This is a genomic window from Neisseria sp. HMSC067H09 (assembly GCF_001814135.1).
GTDB lineage: Bacteria > Pseudomonadota > Gammaproteobacteria > Burkholderiales > Neisseriaceae > Neisseria.
The window spans coordinates 1-15,738 of the sequence record NZ_KV814864.1 but is presented as its reverse complement, the minus strand read 5'-3'; the positions used below and the strand labels follow the sequence as shown (position 1 = coordinate 15,738).

Here is a 15,738-nt window from a genome sequence, read left to right as displayed (position 1 = left end):
TTGCGATTCGCGAAGGTGGCCGTACCGTAGGTGCAGGTGTGGTTTCTTCTATCATCGCTTAAGTTTAGAGGCCAATAGCTCAATTGGTAGAGTATCGGTCTCCAAAACCGAGGGTTGGGGGTTCGAGACCCTCTTGGCCTGCCAAATAAAAAATTAACCGGCCCTGTGCCGGTTAATTTTTTTGCGTTTCTTTTTTAGTAATTAATTTAAACCATTGCATGAGTGAGATAGTGCGACTTTGATGCTGTGGTGAGTGAGTAAAGATGACTGAACATACATCTGAACATAAAGCAGAAAAGTCGGGTCAGCTTGTAACATCCGGCAATCATTCTACGCCGCCTAAGCGAGAAGGGCTGCTTTCCTATTTTAAAAACTCATGGTCTGAGTTTAAAAAAGTTGTTTGGCCTACGCGGGATGATGCAGTTAAGATGACGATCTTCGTCGTTATATTTGTAGCAATCTTGGCAGTATTTATTTACGCGGCAGACAGTGCTATTTCTTGGCTGTTTTTTGATGTGTTGTTGAAGAGGGGGTAAAAATGTCAAAACGTTGGTATGTTGTGCAGGCTTATTCCGGCTTTGAGAAAAATGTCCAGAAGACCCTAAAAGAGCGTATCGCTCGTGAAGGTATGGAAGGTTATTTCGGTCAGATTCTTGTTCCGGTTGAAGAAGTGGTCGATATTAAAAATGGTCGCAAAACCATTAGCGAGCGTAAGTTCTATCCGGGCTATGTTTTGGTCGAAATGGAAATGACTGATGACTCATGGCATTTGGTGAAAAGTACTCCTCGTGTTTCAGGCTTTATTGGTGGTACGGCAAATAAGCCTACTCCGATTTCTCAAAGAGAGGCTGATGCAATCTTGCAACAGGTTCGTTCTGGGGTTGAGAAGCCTAAACCTAAAGTTGAATTTGAAGTGGGGCAGCAAGTTCGTGTAAACGAAGGACCTTTTGCTGACTTCAACGGTATTGTAGATGAAGTGAATTATGAGCGTAATAAATTGAGGGTTTCTGTTCAGATTTTTGGTCGTGAAACCCCGGTTGAGTTGGAGTTTGGTCAAGTAGAAAAGATTTAAGTTTTTAAATCCCTTGAAAAAAAATCTCTAAGTAAATATAATGCTGAATTCTTTTTTGGGAAGCGGAAATAGTTCCGCGTTATACCCGTTTTTAGGAGTCCTATAAGTGGCAAAGAAAATTATCGGCTATATCAAACTGCAAATTCCTGCAGGTAAAGCCAATCCATCTCCCCCAGTTGGTCCTGCTTTGGGTCAACGTGGTCTGAATATTATGGAATTCTGTAAAGCATTTAATGCTGCAACTCAAGGCATGGAGCCTGGTTTGCCGATTCCAGTTGTAATTACTGCTTTTGCGGATAAGTCATTCACTTTTGTGATGAAAACTCCTCCAGCCTCTATTCTGTTGAAAAAAGCTGCTGGTCTGCAAAAAGGTAGTTCTAATCCTCTGACAAATAAAGTGGGTAAATTGACCCGTGCTCAGTTGGAAGAAATTGCTAAAACTAAAGAACCTGATTTGACTGCTGCTGATTTGGATGCTGCTGTTCGCACTATTGCTGGTTCTGCTCGTTCAATGGGTTTGGATGTGGAGGGTGTTGTATAATGGCTAAAGTATCTAAACGCTTGAAAGCTTTGCGCTCTTCTGTTGAAGCCAATAAATTATATGCAATTGATGAAGCAATTGCTTTGGTAAAAAAAGCAGCGACTGCTAAATTTGACGAGTCTGTTGACGTATCTTTCAACTTGGGTGTTGATCCGCGTAAATCTGACCAAGTTATCCGTGGTTCAGTTGTTCTGCCTAAAGGTACCGGTAAAACAACCCGCGTAGCAGTATTCACTCAAGGTGCAAATGCTGATGCAGCTAAAGAAGCTGGTGCTGATGTTGTCGGCTTTGAAGATTTGGCTGCTGAAATCAAAGCAGGTAATCTGAACTTTGACGTTGTTATTGCATCTCCTGATGCAATGCGTATCGTTGGTCAGTTGGGTACTATCTTGGGTCCGCGTGGCTTGATGCCAAACCCTAAAGTGGGTACTGTTACTCCTAATGTGGCTGAAGCAGTTAAAAATGCAAAAGCAGGTCAAGTGCAATATCGTACAGACAAAGCTGGTATCGTTCATGCAACTATCGGTCGTGCTTCGTTCGCTGAAGCTGATTTGAAAGAGAACTTTGATGCGTTGCTGGACGCTATCGTTAAAGCCAAACCCGCTGCTGCTAAAGGTCAGTACCTGAAAAAAGTTGCTGTATCCAGCACTATGGGTTTAGGTGTTCGCGTTGATACATCAAGCGTGAATAACTAATCTAAGAAATTTTCAAGCAACTCTATTTTTGAGTTGCTTGAATTTGGGCTACTTAGAATTAAGTAGATGTCCAAGACCGTAGGGATCGCAAGATTTAATCGTAACTGCCCTACGCAGACGGTAGTCCTGAAACACATTACAAGATTGCTTGTAAGATGTCTTTTTAGGTTACCGCGCTGGTGGGATATCATTCCGATATCCTGTTTATAAACAGTGGGAGGTAGACCTTGAGTCTCAATATTGAAACCAAGAAAGTAGCCGTAGAGGAAATCAGCGCAGCAATTGCTAACGCTCAGACTCTCGTGGTTGCTGAATATCGCGGTATCAGTGTTTCCAATATGACTGAGCTTCGTGCAAATGCGCGTAAAGAAGGCGTTTACTTGCGCGTTCTGAAAAACACATTGGCTCGTCGTGCAGTAGAGGGTACTTCATTCGCAGCTTTGGCTGATCAAATGGTTGGTCCATTGGTTTATGCTGCTTCTGAAGATGCTGTTGCTGCTGCTAAAGTGTTGCACCAATTCGCGAAAAAAGATGACAAGATTGTAGTTAAAGCCGGTTCTTACAATGGTGAAGTAATGAATGCTGCTCAGGTTGCTGAGTTGGCTTCTATTCCGAGCCGCGAAGAGCTGTTGTCCAAACTGTTGTTCGTTATGCAAGCTCCTGTATCAGGCTTTGCACGCGGTTTGGCTGCTTTGGCAGAGAAAAAAGCAGGCGAAGAAGCCGCTTAATCAATTTTGTTTCTGTTAATCAATTATTTTTTAATACAATATTTGGAGTATAAATAGCATGGCTATTACTAAAGAAGACATTTTGGAAGCAGTTGGTTCTTTGACCGTAATGGAATTGAACGACTTGGTTAAAGCTTTTGAAGAAAAATTTGGCGTTTCTGCTGCTGCTGTTGCAGTTGCAGGTCCTGCTGGTGCTGGTGCTGCTGCCGCTGAAGAAAAAACTGAATTTGACGTAGTATTGGCTTCTGCCGGTGACCAAAAAGTTGGCGTGATTAAAGTAGTTCGCGCAATTACCGGTCTGGGTCTGAAAGAAGCTAAAGACATCGTTGATGGTGCACCTAAAACTCTTAAAGAAGGTGTTTCTAAAGCTGAAGCTGAAGACATCCAAAAACAATTGGAAGAAGCCGGCGCTAAAGTCGAAATCAAATAATTTGATGCTTCCTGTGAAGGCTGGCAGTTTTCTGCCAGCCTTATTTTGCTTATCATTATTAGGTTAATTTGTTATTTACATTTATTTGCAATTTATTCGCAAGTTAAGTTTAAATAAATGTAAATAATACAAACAATAGGCGTTATTTCAGACGACCTCTTTCTTTAAAATTGCTTTTCGGAGTGTATATGAACTATTCGTTTACCGAGAAAAAACGTATCCGTAAGAGTTTTGCAAAACGAGAAAACGTATTGGACGTTCCCTTTTTGTTGGCAACACAAATTGATTCTTATGCGAAATTTCTGCAATTAGAAAATGCTTTCGATCAGCGCACTGACGATGGTCTGCAGGCTGCATTTAATTCTATTTTCCCTATCGTAAGCCACAATGGTTATGCGCGTCTGGAGTTTGTGCATTACACGTTGGGTGAGCCTTTGTTCGATATTCCTGAATGTCAATTGCGCGGAATCACTTATGCAGCCCCTTTGCGCGCGCGTATCCGACTGGTTATTTTAGACAAGGAAGCGTCTAAACCGACAGTCAAAGAAGTTCGTGAAAATGAAGTGTACATGGGCGAAATCCCATTGATGACTCCAAGTGGTTCGTTTGTCATTAACGGTACCGAGCGTGTAATTGTTTCTCAGTTGCATCGTTCTCCCGGTGTGTTCTTTGAGCATGACCGTGGTAAAACTCATTCCTCCGGTAAATTGTTGTTCTCTGCTCGAATCATTCCTTACCGTGGCTCGTGGCTAGATTTCGAATTTGACCCGAAAGATTTGCTATATTTCCGTATCGACCGTCGCCGCAAAATGCCGGTTACGATTTTGTTGAAGGCTTTGGGCTACAACAATGAGCAGATCTTGGATATTTTCTACGATAAAGAAACGTTCTATCTGTCTGAAAATGGTGTTCAAACCGATTTGGTTGTAGGTCGTCTGAAAGGTGAAACTGCCAAAGTTGATATCTTGGATAAAGAAGGCAACGTCTTGGTTGCTAAAGGCAAACGTATTACCGCAAAAAATATCCGTGATATCAGTAATGCAGGATTGACCCGTTTGGATGTGGAGCCGGAAAGTCTGATTGGCAAAGCTTTGGCCGCGGATTTGATTGATCCTGAAACGGGTGAAGTATTGGCTGTGGCCAATGATGAAATCACTGAAGAATTATTGGCAAAATTTGATATTCATGGTGTAAAACAGCTTACTACGCTTTACATTAATGAATTGGATCAGGGTGGCTATATTTCCAATACCCTGCGTACGGATGAGACTGCTGATCAACAAGCAGCGCGTGTTGCGATTTACCGCATGATGCGCCCAGGCGAGCCGCCTACCGAGGAAGCAGTCGAGCAGTTGTTTAACCGCTTGTTCTTCAGTGAAGACAGCTACGATTTGTCTCGCGTAGGCCGTATGAAATTCAATACGCGTACTTATGAACAAAAATTGTCTGAAGTACAACAGCAGTCTTGGTATGGCCGTTTGTTGAATGAAACTTTCGCAGGTGCTGCCGAAAAAGGCGGTTATGTCCTGAGCGTCGAAGATATTGTTGCCTCTATTGCTACTTTGGTTGAATTGCGTAACGGTCATGGCGAAGTGGACGATATCGACCACTTGGGTAACCGTCGCGTGCGTTCGGTAGGTGAGTTAACTGAAAACCAATTCCGCAGCGGTTTGGCTCGTGTGGAACGTGCCGTAAAAGAACGCCTGAATCAAGCGGAATCAGAAAACTTAATGCCGCATGATTTGATTAATGCGAAACCTGTTTCTGCTGCCATCAAAGAATTCTTCGGCTCAAGCCAGTTGAGTCAGTTTATGGACCAGACTAATCCCTTGTCTGAAGTAACCCATAAGCGCCGCGTATCTGCGTTAGGCCCGGGTGGTTTGACCCGTGAACGTGCCGGTTTCGAGGTGCGAGACGTGCATCCGACTCACTATGGTCGCGTATGTCCGATTGAAACGCCTGAAGGTCCGAACATCGGTTTGATTAACTCATTGTCCGTTTATGCACGTACCAATGATTATGGTTTCTTGGAAACTCCTTACCGCCGCGTTATCGATGGCAAAGTAACCGAGGAAATCGATTACTTGTCTGCCATTGAAGAAGGCCGCTATGTGATTGCACAGGCGAATGCTGATTTGGACAAAGACGGTAATTTGATTGGTGACTTGGTAACTTGTCGTGAAAAAGGCGAAACCATTATGGCAACGCCTGATCGTGTGCAATATATGGACGTGGCAACCGGTCAAGTGGTATCCGTAGCGGCATCCCTGATTCCTTTCTTGGAACACGATGATGCGAACCGTGCATTGATGGGTGCCAACATGCAACGTCAGGCCGTACCGTGCCTGCGTCCTGAAAAACCGATGGTTGGTACCGGTATTGAGCGTTCTGTTGCCGTTGACTCTGCTACTGCAATCGTTGCCCGTCGTGGCGGTGTAGTTGAGTATGTAGATGCCAACCGTGTTGTGATTCGCGTTCATGACGATGAAGCGACTGCCGGTGAAGTGGGTGTCGATATTTACAACTTGGTTAAATTCACCCGTTCCAACCAGTCTACCAATATCAACCAGCGTCCTGCCGTCAAAGCCGGCGACGTTTTGCAACGCGGCGATTTGATTGCTGACGGTGCATCCACCGATTTGGGTGAATTGGCTTTAGGTCAGAACATGACCATCGCCTTTATGCCGTGGAATGGTTATAACTATGAAGACTCGATTCTGATTTCCGAAAAAGTAGCTGCAGACGACCGCTATACTTCGATTCACATTGAGGAATTGAATGTCGTTGCCCGCGATACCAAGCTGGGTGCGGAAGATATCACCCGCGATATTCCGAACTTGTCCGAGCGTATGCAAAACCGTTTGGATGAATCCGGTATCGTTTACATCGGTGCAGAAGTGGAAGCAGGCGATGTGTTGGTTGGTAAAGTAACGCCTAAAGGCGAAACCCAACTGACTCCGGAAGAAAAACTGTTGCGCGCCATCTTCGGCGAAAAAGCATCCGACGTAAAAGACACCTCTTTGCGTATGCCTACCGGTATGAGCGGTACGGTTATCGACGTTCAAGTCTTTACCCGCGAAGGTATCCAACGTGACAAACGTGCTCAATCTATTATCGATTCCGAGCTGAAACGTTACCGTCAAGACTTGGGCGACCAGTTGCGTATTTTTGATAACGACGCATTCGACCGTATTGAGCGTATGATCGTCGGCCAAAAAGCCAACGGCGGTCCGATGAAGCTGGCTAAAGGCAGTGAAATCACTACCGAATATCTGGCGGGTTTGCCTAGCAAACACGATTGGTTCGATATCCGTTTGGCTGATGAAGATTTGGCCAAACAATTAGAACTGATTAAATTGAGTCTGCAACAAAAACGCGAAGAAGCGGACGAATTGTACGAAATCAAGAAGAAAAAACTGACCCAAGGCGACGAATTGCAGCCTGGCGTACAAAAAATGGTGAAAGTCTTTATCGCCATCAAACGCCGTCTGCAAGCCGGTGACAAAATGGCGGGCCGCCACGGTAACAAAGGTGTGGTATCACGCATTCTGCCGGTGGAAGACATGCCTTACATGGCGGACGGTCGTCCTGTGGACATCGTACTGAACCCGTTGGGCGTACCTTCCCGTATGAACATCGGTCAGATTTTGGAAGTTCACTTGGGTTGGGCGGCAAAAGGTATCGGCGAGCGTATCGACCGTATGCTGAAAGAGCAACGCAAAGCCAGCGAGCTGCGCGAGTTCTTGAACAAACTCTACAACGGCAGCGGTAAGAAAGAAGATTTGGATGCCCTGACTGATGAAGAAATCATCGAACTGGCTTCCAATCTGCGTAAAGGTGCGTCTTTCGCATCGCCGGTATTTGATGGTGCGAAAGAATCTGAAATCCGCGAAATGCTGAATTTGGCTTATCCGAGCGATGATCCTGAAGTCGAAAAACTGGGCTTTAACGACAGCAAAACCCAAATCACACTGTATGACGGACGCTCTGGCGAACCGTTTGACCGCAAGGTAACAGTAGGTGTGATGCACTATCTGAAACTGCACCACTTGGTTGACGAAAAAATGCACGCGCGTTCTACCGGTCCGTACAGTCTGGTTACTCAGCAGCCTCTGGGCGGTAAAGCTCAGTTCGGTGGCCAACGTTTCGGTGAGATGGAGGTTTGGGCGCTGGAAGCATACGGCGCAGCCTACACACTGCAAGAGATGTTGACCGTGAAGTCCGACGACGTAACAGGCCGTACCAAAATGTACGAGAACATTGTCAAAGGCGAACACAAAATCGATGCCGGTATGCCTGAGTCCTTCAACGTATTGGTTAAAGAGATTCGCTCACTGGGCTTGGATATCGATTTGGAACGTTACTAAACAGAAGTTTTCAGACGACCTCTCTAGGTCGTCTGAAAAAGCGGTTGCAGAATAAGAATGAATGAATCGAAATCTGGAAATATCAGGTCGTCTGAAACCGCAACGTACCGTTTTCAATATCGAAAATCCGCCATGCGGTAAAAATACTTCCTTCAAGGAGCAAAAATGAATTTGTTGAACTTATTTAATCCGTTGCAAACTGCCGGCATGGAAGAAGAGTTTGATGCCATCAAAATCGGCATTGCTTCTCCTGAAACCATCCGTTCATGGTCTTACGGCGAAGTTAAAAAGCCTGAAACCATCAACTATCGTACGTTCAAGCCTGAGCGTGACGGTCTGTTCTGCGCCAAAATCTTTGGTCCGGTCAAAGACTACGAATGCTTGTGCGGAAAATATAAACGCTTGAAATTTAAAGGTGTAACCTGTGAAAAATGTGGCGTGGAAGTGACTTTGTCCAAAGTACGCCGCGAACGCATGGGTCATATTGAATTGGCCGCACCTGTGGCACACATTTGGTTCTTGAAATCCCTGCCTTCTCGTTTGGGTATGGTGTTGGACATGACTTTGCGCGACATCGAGCGCGTATTGTACTTTGAAGCATTTGTTGTGACCGACCCCGGCATGACCCCTCTGCAACGCCGTCAATTGCTGACTGAAGACGACTACTACAACAAACTGGACGAATACGGCGACGATTTCGATGCCAAAATGGGTGCAGAAGGTATCCGCGAATTGTTGCGCACCTTGGATGTAGCAGGCGAAATCGAAATCCTGCGCCAAGAGCTTGAGTCGACCGGTTCTGATACCAAAATTAAAAAAATCGCCAAACGCTTGAAAGTATTGGAAGCCTTCCATCGTTCCGGTATGAAACTGGAGTGGATGATTATGGACGTGCTGCCGGTATTGCCGCCTGATTTGCGTCCTCTGGTTCCGTTGGATGGCGGTCGTTTCGCCACTTCCGATTTGAACGATTTATATCGTCGCGTCATCAACCGTAACAACCGTCTGAAACGCCTGCTGGAACTGCACGCTCCTGACATCATTGTTCGCAACGAAAAACGTATGTTGCAAGAAGCGGTTGACTCGCTGTTGGATAACGGCCGTCGCGGTAAAGCCATGACCGGTGCTAACAAACGTCCGCTGAAATCGTTGGCAGACATGATTAAAGGTAAGGGCGGTCGTTTCCGTCAAAACCTGCTGGGTAAACGTGTGGACTATTCCGGTCGTTCCGTGATTACCGTAGGTCCATACCTGCGTCTGCACCAATGTGGTTTGCCGAAAAAAATGGCTTTGGAACTGTTCAAACCGTTCATTTTCCATAAACTGGAAAAACAAGGTCTGGCCTCTACCGTTAAAGCAGCGAAAAAATTGGTAGAACAAGAAGTACCGGAAGTATGGGACATCTTGGAAGAAGTCATCCGCGAACATCCGATTATGCTGAACCGTGCGCCAACCCTGCACCGTTTGGGTATTCAAGCGTTTGAACCCATCCTGATTGAAGGTAAAGCCATTCAGCTGCATCCGTTGGTATGTGCCGCGTTTAACGCCGACTTTGACGGTGACCAAATGGCGGTACACGTTCCATTGAGCTTGGAAGCGCAAATGGAAGCGCGCACCCTGATGCTGGCTTCAAACAACGTATTGTCTCCTGCCAACGGCGAACCTATTATCGTACCTTCCCAAGACATCGTATTGGGTCTGTACTACATGACCCGCGACCGCATCAATGCCAAAGGTGAGGGCAGTCTGTTTGCTGATGTGAAAGAAGTGCATCGTGCATACCATACCAAACAGGTTGAGCTGGGTACGAAAATCACCGTACGTCTGCGCGAATGGGTGAAAAACGAAGCCGGCGAATTCGAACCAGTCGTTACCCGTTACGAAACGACTGTCGGTCGTGCATTGTTGAGCGAAATCCTGCCTAAAGGCCTGCCGTTCGAATACATCAACAAAGCGCTGAAGAAAAAAGAAATTTCCAAGCTGATTAATGCATCGTTCCGTCTGTGCGGCTTGCGCGATACGGTTATTTTCGCCGACCACTTGATGTATACCGGTTTCGGATTTGCAGCCAAAGGCGGTATTTCCATTGCTGTTGACGACATGGAAATTCCGAAAGAAAAAGCAGCCTTGTTGGCTGAAGCCAATGCCGAGGTTAAAGAAATCGAAGACCAATACCGTCAAGGTTTGGTAACCAATGGCGAACGCTACAACAAAGTGGTGGATATTTGGGGTCGTGCCGGCGATAAAATCGCTAAAGCGATGATGGATAACTTGTCCAAACAAAAAGTTATTGATCGGGATGGCAACGAAGTCGATCAAGAGTCATTCAACTCCATCTATATGATGGCGGACTCCGGTGCCCGTGGTTCTGCGGCTCAGATTAAACAGTTGTCCGGTATGCGTGGTTTGATGGCTAAACCTGACGGCTCGATTATTGAAACGCCGATTACCTCAAACTTCCGCGAAGGTCTGACCGTATTGCAATACTTTATTGCGACCCACGGTGCACGTAAGGGTTTGGCGGATACCGCATTGAAAACCGCGAACTCCGGTTACCTGACCCGTCGTCTGGTAGACGTAACTCAAGACTTGGTCGTTGTTGAAGACGATTGTGGTACTTCAGACGGCTTTGTCATGAAGGCAGTCGTACAAGGCGGTGATGTGATTGAAGCATTGCGCGATCGTATTTTGGGTCGTGTTACCGCGTCTGACGTTGTCGATCCGTCAAGTGGCGAAACCTTGGTTGAAGCCGGTACGTTGTTGACTGAAAAACTGGTGGATATGATTGACCAATCCGGTGTCGATGAAGTCAAAGTCCGTACCCCGATTACTTGTAAAACCCGCCATGGCTTGTGTGCGCACTGTTACGGTCGCGACTTGGCACGCGGCAAACTGGTTAATGCCGGTGAGGCAGTCGGCGTGATTGCCGCTCAGTCTATCGGTGAACCGGGTACCCAGCTGACCATGCGTACGTTCCACATCGGTGGTGCGGCATCCCGTGCGGCAGCAGCCAGCCAAGTTGAAGCCAAATCCAACGGTACGGCACGATTCAGCAGCCAAATGCGTTATGTTGCCAACAATAAAGGCGAATTGGTTGTCATCGGTCGCTCTTGCGAAGTCGTTATCCATGATGACATCGGCCGTGAACGTGAGCGCCACAAAGTGCCTTACGGTGCTATCTTGATGGTTCAAGACGGTGAAGCCATCAAAGCCGGTCAAACGTTGGCAACCTGGGATCCGCATACCCGTCCGATGATTACCGAACACGCAGGTTGGGTGAAATTCGAAAATGTTGAAGAGGGTGTAACCGTTGCCAAACAAACTGACGATGTAACCGGTTTGTCCACTTTGGTGGTTATTGACGGCAAACGCCGCTCCGGCAGTGCATCCAAACTGCTGCGTCCTACTGTAAAACTGTTGGATGAAAACGGTCTGGAAATCTGCATTCCGGGTACCTCTACTCCGGTATCTATGGCATTCCCTGTGGGTGCAGTGATTACTGTGCGCGAAGGTCAGGAAGTTGGTAAAGGCGACGTATTGGCGCGTATCCCACAAGCCTCTTCCAAAACCCGCGACATTACCGGTGGTCTGCCGCGCGTTGCCGAGTTGTTTGAAGCACGCGTGCCGAAAGATGCAGGTATGTTGGCAGAAATCACTGGTACCGTTTCATTCGGTAAAGAGACCAAAGGCAAACAGCGTCTGATTATCACTGATGTAGACGGCGTAGCATACGAGACTTTGATTTCCAAAGAGAAACAAATTCTGGTGCACGACGGTCAAGTGGTAAACCGCGGTGAAACCATCGTAGATGGAGCGGTTGATCCGCATGATATTCTGCGTTTGCAAGGTATCGAAGCACTGGCACGTTATATCGTTCAAGAAGTGCAAGAGGTTTACCGTCTGCAAGGTGTGAAGATTTCCGATAAACACATCGAAGTCATTATCCGTCAGATGCTGCGCCGTGTGAATATTGTCGATTCAGGTGAAACCGAATTCATTACCGGTGAGCAAGTCGAACGCGGCGATGTCATGACAGCCAATGAAAAAGCTTTGGAAGAAGGCAAAGAACCGGCACGTTACGAAAACGTATTGTTGGGTATTACCAAAGCCTCTTTGTCAACCGACAGCTTCATTTCTGCCGCATCGTTCCAAGAAACGACCCGCGTTCTGACCGAAGCCGCCATTATGGGCAAACAAGACGAGTTACGCGGTCTGAAAGAGAACGTAATCGTAGGTCGTCTGATTCCTGCCGGTACCGGTTTGACCTACCACCGCAGCCGCCGCCAGCAATGGCAGGAAGCAGAGCAAGAAGCTTCCGAAATCGAAGCAACAGATGAATAATCCGTAGGATGTTTGTTTAAAAGAAAACCGCAAGGCAATATCACTTGCGGTTTTCTTTTTCAGACGACCTGTGTGGATTATCAATGCCGTTGTGAAAAGTACGGTAGGAAGGGTGGCTCTAATGGAGTTGCGAATTGACTTATTTTTGATAAAGATCGTCTGAAATAGGGAGTGCAGAGTTTGAGAACTCTTTATCCATTTCAGACGACCTCAGTTGCTAAATAGTTCTTAGTTAATACAAAATACCAACTTTTCTCTACCGTTTGCTTGACTAAACTCTTGCAATAAAAATATAATTCCACTCTTGCCGACATGGTGTCGGCAAGTATTTAACTCAACAGGACGAGAAAATATGCCAACTATTAACCAATTGGTACGCAAAGGCCGTCAAAAGCCCGTGTACGTAAACAAAGTGCCTGCACTGGAAGCTTGCCCGCAAAAACGCGGCGTATGCACCCGTGTATACACGACTACCCCTAAAAAACCTAACTCTGCATTGCGTAAAGTATGTAAAGTTCGCCTGACCAACGGTTTTGAAGTCATTTCATACATCGGTGGTGAAGGCCACAACCTGCAAGAGCACAGCGTCGTACTGATTCGCGGCGGTCGTGTAAAAGACTTGCCGGGTGTACGTTACCACACTGTACGTGGTTCCTTGGATACTGCAGGTGTTAAAGACCGTAAGCAAGCCCGTTCTAAATACGGTGCTAAGCGTCCTAAATAATTACAGGGACTTAAATAGGCACGTCGGCCGCCTAAGCTGAACAACGGCCGAGTAAGTGAATACTCTATTGGGTATTCATGGGAATTGACCCGACTGAATAGATTAAAGGAAATTAAAATGCCAAGACGTAGAGAAGTCCCCAAGCGCGATGTATTGCCTGATCCTAAATTCGGCAGCGTCGAGCTGACTAAATTCATGAACGTATTGATGATTGACGGTAAAAAATCTGTTGCCGAGCGTATCGTTTACGGTGCATTGGAGCAAATCGAGAAAAAAACCGGCAAAGCAGCAATCGAAGTATTCAACGAAGCCATTGCAAACGCCAAACCTATCGTGGAAGTGAAAAGCCGCCGTGTAGGTGGTGCAAACTACCAAGTTCCTGTTGAGGTTCGTCCTTCACGCCGTCTGGCTCTTGCAATGCGCTGGGTTCGCGATGCGGCCCGCAAACGTGGTGAGAAATCCATGGACCTGCGTTTGGCAGGCGAGTTGATTGATGCGTCCGAAGGCCGCGGCGGTGCGTTGAAAAAACGTGAAGAAGTACATCGCATGGCTGAAGCCAACAAAGCATTCTCTCACTTCCGTTTCTAATTTTGAAAGGCTAATAAAATGGCTCGTAAGACCCCGATCAGCCTGTACCGCAACATCGGTATTTCCGCCCATATTGACGCGGGTAAAACCACGACTACAGAACGTATTTTGTTCTATACCGGTTTGACCCACAAATTGGGCGAGGTACATGATGGCGCGGCTACTACCGACTACATGGAACAAGAGCAAGAACGTGGTATTACCATTACCTCTGCTGCCGTTACTTCCTACTGGTCAGGTATGGCGAAACAATTCCCCGAACACCGCTTCAACATTATTGACACCCCGGGACACGTTGACTTTACCGTAGAGGTAGAGCGTTCTATGCGTGTATTGGATGGTGCGGTAATGGTTTACTGCGCGGTGGGTGGTGTTCAACCTCAATCTGAAACCGTATGGCGTCAAGCCAACAAATACCAAGTGCCACGCTTGGCGTTTGTAAATAAAATGGACCGTCAAGGTGCCAACTTCTTCCGCGTTGTCGAGCAAATGAAAACCCGTTTGCGCGCAAACCCAGTTCCTATCGTCATTCCGGTAGGTGCAGAAGACAGTTTCACCGGTGTTGTTGACCTGCTGAAAATGAAATCTATCATCTGGAATGAAGCCGATAAAGGTACAACCTTTACCTATGGCGACATTCCCGCTGAATTGGTTGAAACTGCTGAAGAATGGCGTCAAAACATGATTGAAGCCGCAGCTGAAGCCAGCGAAGAATTGATGGATAAATACTTGGGCGGCGACGAGCTGACCGAGGAAGAAATCGTAGGCGCATTGCGTCAACGTACTTTGGCAGGCGAAATTCAGCCGATGTTGTGTGGTTCCGCATTTAAAAACAAAGGTGTTCAACGGATGTTGGACGCAGTTGTAGAATTGCTGCCTGCTCCTACCGATATTCCTCCGGTTCAAGGTGTTAACCCTAACACTGAAGAAGCCGACAGCCGCCAAGCCAGCGATGAAGAGAAATTCTCTGCATTAGCGTTCAAAATGTTGAACGACAAATACGTTGGTCAGCTGACTTTCATCCGCGTTTACTCCGGTGTCGTGAAATCCGGTGATACCGTATTGAACTCTGTAAAAGGCACTCGTGAACGTATCGGTCGTTTGGTACAAATGACTGCTGCAGACCGTACTGAAATCGAGGAAGTACGTGCTGGCGACATCGCAGCCGCTATCGGTCTGAAAGACGTTACTACCGGTGAAACCTTGTGTGCAGAAAGCGCGCCGATCATCTTGGAACGTATGGAATTCCCTGAGCCGGTAATCCATATTGCCGTTGAGCCGAAAACCAAAGCCGACCAAGAGAAAATGGGTATCGCCCTGAACCGTCTGGCTAAGGAAGACCCTTCTTTCCGTGTCCGTACAGACGAGGAATCCGGTCAAACCATTATTTCCGGTATGGGTGAGCTGCACTTGGAAATTATTGTTGACCGTATGAAACGCGAATTCGGCGTGGAAGCGAATATCGGTGCGCCTCAAGTGGCTTACCGCGAAACCATCCGCAAAGAAGTCGAAGCCGAATACAAACACGCCAAACAATCCGGTGGTAAAGGTCAATACGGTCACGTTGTGATCAAAATGGAACCTATGGAGCCGGGTGGTGCAGGCTACGAATTTATCGACGAAATTAAAGGTGGTGTGATTCCTCGCGAATTCATTCCGTCTGTCGATAAAGGTATCCGCGATACCCTGCCTAACGGTATTGTTGCAGGTTACCCAGTAGTTGACGTACGCGTACGTTTGATCTTCGGTTCTTCACACGACGTCGACTCCTCTCAACTGGCCTTCGAATTGGCTGCTTCCCAAGCCTTCAAAGAAGGTATGCGTAAAGCCAATCCTGCTCTGCTTGAGCCAATCATGGCAGTTGAAGTGGAAACCCCTGAAGAATACATGGGTGACGTAATGGGCGACTTGAACCGTCGTCGCGGCGTCGTATTGGGTATGGATGATGACGGTATCGGAGGTAAAAAAGTCCGTGCCGAAGTACCTCTGGCAGAAATGTTCGGTTATTCTACCGACCTGCGTTCTGCAACCCAAGGCCGCGCTACTTACTCTATGGAGTTCAAGAAATATTCTGAAGCTCCTGCCCACATAGCTGCTGCTGTAACTGAAGCCCGTAAAGGCTAATCAGGCAAATAGGTCGTCTGAAAGGCTGAAATGATTTTTCAGACGACCTCTGTTCTTTAATCGATCTTTAATGTAAAGGAATTAGCTCATGGCTAAGGAAAAATTTGAACGTAGCAAACCGCACGTAA

General features: G+C 46.8%; 11 protein-coding genes and 1 tRNA gene. All 12 read left to right on the top strand.

Annotated elements, in window-relative coordinates; all coding sequences use genetic code 11:
• Window positions 1–68 precede the first annotated feature (68 nt).
• The 12 genes from HMPREF2954_RS02140 to fusA all read left to right on the top strand — a co-directional run bounded on the left by HMPREF2954_RS02140 (window position 69) and on the right by fusA (window position 15,610).
• Window positions 69–144 (top strand) — tRNA-Trp (locus HMPREF2954_RS02140).
• 119 nt (window positions 145–263) lie between these two features.
• On the top strand, window positions 264–536 hold the full coding sequence (secE, locus tag HMPREF2954_RS02135; RefSeq protein WP_003779769.1) for a preprotein translocase subunit SecE: 273 nt from the start codon (window positions 264–266) through the stop codon (window positions 534–536).
• 2 nt (window positions 537–538) lie between these two features.
• On the top strand, window positions 539–1,072 hold the full coding sequence (gene nusG, locus HMPREF2954_RS02130; RefSeq protein ID WP_003760509.1) for a transcription termination/antitermination protein NusG: 534 nt from the start codon (window positions 539–541) through the stop codon (window positions 1,070–1,072).
• A gap of 106 nt (window positions 1,073–1,178) precedes the next feature.
• Window positions 1,179–1,613: a 50S ribosomal protein L11 gene (rplK, locus tag HMPREF2954_RS02125; RefSeq protein WP_002220151.1), complete on the top strand. Its 435-nt coding sequence runs from the start codon at window positions 1,179–1,181 to the stop codon at window positions 1,611–1,613.
• On the top strand, window positions 1,613–2,308 hold the full coding sequence (gene rplA / locus HMPREF2954_RS02120; RefSeq protein ID WP_003742647.1) for a 50S ribosomal protein L1: 696 nt from the start codon (window positions 1,613–1,615) through the stop codon (window positions 2,306–2,308). Before rplK ends, rplA begins: the two co-directional genes overlap by 1 nt.
• A gap of 227 nt (window positions 2,309–2,535) precedes the next feature.
• Complete coding sequence (gene rplJ / locus HMPREF2954_RS02115; protein WP_045072566.1) at window positions 2,536–3,036, top strand: 50S ribosomal protein L10; 501 nt, start codon at window positions 2,536–2,538, stop codon at window positions 3,034–3,036.
• 58 nt (window positions 3,037–3,094) lie between these two features.
• Window positions 3,095–3,466, top strand: a complete 372-nt coding sequence (rplL, locus tag HMPREF2954_RS02110; protein WP_003677916.1) for a 50S ribosomal protein L7/L12 — start codon at window positions 3,095–3,097, stop codon at window positions 3,464–3,466.
• A gap of 188 nt (window positions 3,467–3,654) precedes the next feature.
• Window positions 3,655–7,833: a DNA-directed RNA polymerase subunit beta gene (rpoB, locus tag HMPREF2954_RS02105; RefSeq protein ID WP_039409753.1), complete on the top strand. Its 4,179-nt coding sequence runs from the start codon at window positions 3,655–3,657 to the stop codon at window positions 7,831–7,833.
• A 165-nt stretch (window positions 7,834–7,998) separates the two neighbouring features.
• The gene (rpoC, locus tag HMPREF2954_RS02100; protein WP_003760500.1) at window positions 7,999–12,174 is read left to right on the top strand and encodes a DNA-directed RNA polymerase subunit beta'; all 4,176 of its coding nucleotides are present in this window, start codon (window positions 7,999–8,001) and stop codon (window positions 12,172–12,174) included.
• A 352-nt stretch (window positions 12,175–12,526) separates the two neighbouring features.
• Window positions 12,527–12,898, top strand: coding sequence for a 30S ribosomal protein S12 (rpsL, locus tag HMPREF2954_RS02095; RefSeq protein ID WP_002218431.1), 372 nt, complete (start codon window positions 12,527–12,529; stop codon window positions 12,896–12,898).
• A 117-nt stretch (window positions 12,899–13,015) separates the two neighbouring features.
• Window positions 13,016–13,486: a 30S ribosomal protein S7 gene (gene rpsG, locus HMPREF2954_RS02090; RefSeq protein ID WP_003745196.1), complete on the top strand. Its 471-nt coding sequence runs from the start codon at window positions 13,016–13,018 to the stop codon at window positions 13,484–13,486.
• A gap of 18 nt (window positions 13,487–13,504) precedes the next feature.
• Window positions 13,505–15,610 (top strand): elongation factor G, encoded by a 2,106-nt coding sequence (fusA, locus tag HMPREF2954_RS02085; RefSeq protein ID WP_003760496.1) that lies wholly within the window; start codon window positions 13,505–13,507, stop codon window positions 15,608–15,610.
• Window positions 15,611–15,738 lie beyond the last annotated feature (128 nt).